Annotated in this window: 2 protein-coding genes and 1 pseudogene; 2 read left to right on the top strand and 1 reads right to left on the bottom strand. The window is 69.7% G+C overall.

Annotated elements, in window-relative coordinates; genetic code table 11:
• Together JNK30_RS11565 and JNK30_RS11560 are read left to right on the top strand one after the other, a co-directional pair.
• The coding region (locus tag JNK30_RS11565; protein WP_293482391.1) for a DUF2493 domain-containing protein at nucleotides 1-640 on the top strand (640 nt) is incomplete at its 5' end.
• 295 nt (nucleotides 641-935) lie between these two features.
• The gene (locus tag JNK30_RS11560) at nucleotides 936-2,177 is read left to right on the top strand and encodes a DUF3363 domain-containing protein (RefSeq protein ID WP_293482390.1); all 1,242 of its coding nucleotides are present in this window, start codon (nucleotides 936-938) and stop codon (nucleotides 2,175-2,177) included.
• On the opposite strand, the pseudogene JNK30_RS11555 reads toward JNK30_RS11560, so the two are convergent.
• Nucleotides 2,174-2,525 (bottom strand): annotated as a pseudogene (locus tag JNK30_RS11555) (Fic family protein); the annotation flags it as partial. The gene JNK30_RS11560 and the pseudogene JNK30_RS11555 overlap by 4 nt on opposite strands.

The raw sequence follows: 2,525 nt of genomic DNA, 5'->3' as shown, positions 1-2,525 counted from the left end.
GATGGCCGACACCGAGCTGCAGGAGGCCACCGCTTCGGCCCGCGCGGCGGATGTGGCCCAGGCGGCCTGCGAGCTGGTGCGCGACGCCGCGGCCGAGGTCTACACGACGGCGACCGGGGATGTCTGGACGCCCTGGCGCGGAAGCCGGCGCGGCACGCAGCTGACAGCGGCGCAGTTGGAAGCCAAGCAGGCGTTGCGGGCGATCGAGCGGCGCCGGGCGGCCGATGCCGATCCGGGCGGTCCGGTGGTGGCCTTCCGGGCTGCGCCGATGGCCGACAGCGGGGTCGACGCCAACCGCATCTTCGACGCCCTGAACTGGGCTCGGGCGCAGTGGCCGGACATGGCGTTGGCGACGACCGGAGCGAAGGGTGCGGAACGTCTGGCGATCCGCTGGGCGCAGCAGAAGGGTGTCACCCTGGTGCTCGCCCGGGCCGACTTCGACCGGCACGGCAAGGCCGCACCCTTCCGAGCCAACGATGAGCTGATGGCCCTGGAGCCCACCTGCTGCCTGACCCTGGCGCAGTCGCTCGACACCGGACGTGCGGCGCAGTCGCATCCGTTCGGGCCCGCCCTGAACCTGGCGCAGCAGGCCAGCTCCCGCGGCGTGCAACACCTGGCGATCCGGGCTCGCGCAGCCTAGCGCCGCTCTGCCTCACTTCGACCCGCTCGGCTTCGGCCGGGCGGGTTTTTCTGTTTGGCCGGTGGAGCGGAGACTCAGTCTAGGACATCAGAGATCGACGGCGGCGACTTCTTGATCGTTGTTGATGCAGATTGATGATTATTGATCTTCCCCTCGATTTTGTCGTTTAGGGCAAGATAAAAGAGGTGTCTTGGCGCGTCTTTTGCTCTACCGTTTCAGTCGGTTAGGGCCGCGCACAGGCGTACCGACAACACGCCGTGACGTGCGCGCCGCACCGTCAGGATGGGAAGCTCTGATGCTGGTCCGCGAAGCCATCGACGCGCGACTTTCGAGCCCCTCGGACGCGCCGCGTGCCCGGCCTTTCGCGAGGCTGCCCACCCGGCTCAAGTCGGATCAAGGTCTTGCGCGGACGGTGATGCTGCAGCGGCTCGCCGCCTCGCGGCTGTTCGCGCTCGGCGACCGCGCGGGCGTCCTCAGGGCCGCTCAACGGCGTTCAGGCCGTCCCTTTCGGCTGGATATCCGGCAGCGTGTGATCGTGAAGGGACTGGTCTCGCGCCACGCCGGCGCGGGCGCCGTGCGCGGCGCCGCACTGGCGGCTCACGTCGCCTACCTGGGTCGCCCCTGCGCCGGCCAGGACGCGGCACGGCCCGCCTTCTTCGACCGCGAGGCGGAGGACCTCGACGCGGTCGCGGTGACGCGCGCGTGGGCTGAGGATCGGCATCACTTCCGCTTCATCGTCTCGCCCGAGCACGGCGACCGGATCGCCGATCTCAAGCGCTACACGCGCGAGGTCATGCGGCGGGTCACGGCCGACCTCGGTGATCCGGACCTGAGATGGGTGGCGACCTGCCACTTCGACACCGATCAGCCGCACGCCCACGTGTTGTTGCGTGGTCGCCGCGGCTCGGGTCGCGACCTGGTGATTCCCCGGGCCTACATGGGCTACGGATTTCGAGCGCGGGCCCAGGAGGTGGCGCACGAACTCCTGGGCGACCTCTCGCGCAGCGATGCGGAGCGGCGGATCTGGCGCGAGACGCAGGCCGATCGTTTCACCGGCTTCGACCGGCGACTGCTCGCGGCGGCCGACGCGAGCCTGGAGGTGGACGACGGCGTGGGCGGCAGCGACGCGTGGTCGGCCTTGCTGCGGGGCCGCCTGCGCCATCTGGAGACCCTCGGCCTGGCGACTCGGCGGGGCCCGCGGTTCCGGCTGCATCCGGACCTCGAGCCGCGGCTGCGGACCCTGCAGCTGCGGCGCGACATCATCCGGACCCTGCAGCAGCGCCGGCTGGAGGCGGGACGCGAGCCCCTGGAACTGGGCGACACGTCGGTCAGGGGTCGGGTCGTCAAGACCGGGCGCTACGACGAACTCGGAGGCTCGTCGTGGGTGTTGGTCAGGGATCGCGACGGGCAGGAGCACTTCGCGCGGCTGAAGCTGGGGCAGTCGGCGCCGGCGATAGGTCGCGGGATCGAGCTCATCCCCACCGCCCACGGGGCGCAGATCAAGGGCGGTTCGCGCTCAAGCGAGCTCGGGCGCTAGACGGCCTGGACGTTGCCCAGGAGGTCCAGCAGCGCGCGGTTCATGTAGTAGCTCTCGCGGCCGAGCTTCAGCTTTCGCATCAGGCCGATGCGCGTGAGTTCGTCGAGATAGCGCGTCGCCGTGATGCGGCTCACCCCGAGATCGCGCTCCACGAATGCGATCTTGCTGTAGGGGTGGCTGAACATGTTGTTGAGCAGGTCCTGGCTGTAGATCCTCGGAAGTTCGCGCCGCAGCCGGACCTTGTGGTCGAGCATCAGGTCGCGGATCCGATGGACCAGCCGGGTGGTCTGTCCCGCCGTCTGTTCGACCCCGTCCAGCATGAACATGAGCCACTCTTCCCAGACGCCA

The sequence above is a fragment of the Phenylobacterium sp. genome, assembly GCF_016793225.1.
Lineage (GTDB): Bacteria > Pseudomonadota > Alphaproteobacteria > Caulobacterales > Caulobacteraceae > Phenylobacterium.
The sequence above is the reverse complement of the archived record's forward strand: the minus strand, read 5'-3'. Positions and strand labels throughout refer to the sequence as shown.

Coding starts and splice junctions, on each gene's coding strand:
- JNK30_RS11560 (WP_293482390.1), top strand. CDS start 936: ATGCTGGTCCGCGAAGCCATCGACGCGCGACTTTCGAGCCCCTCGGAC.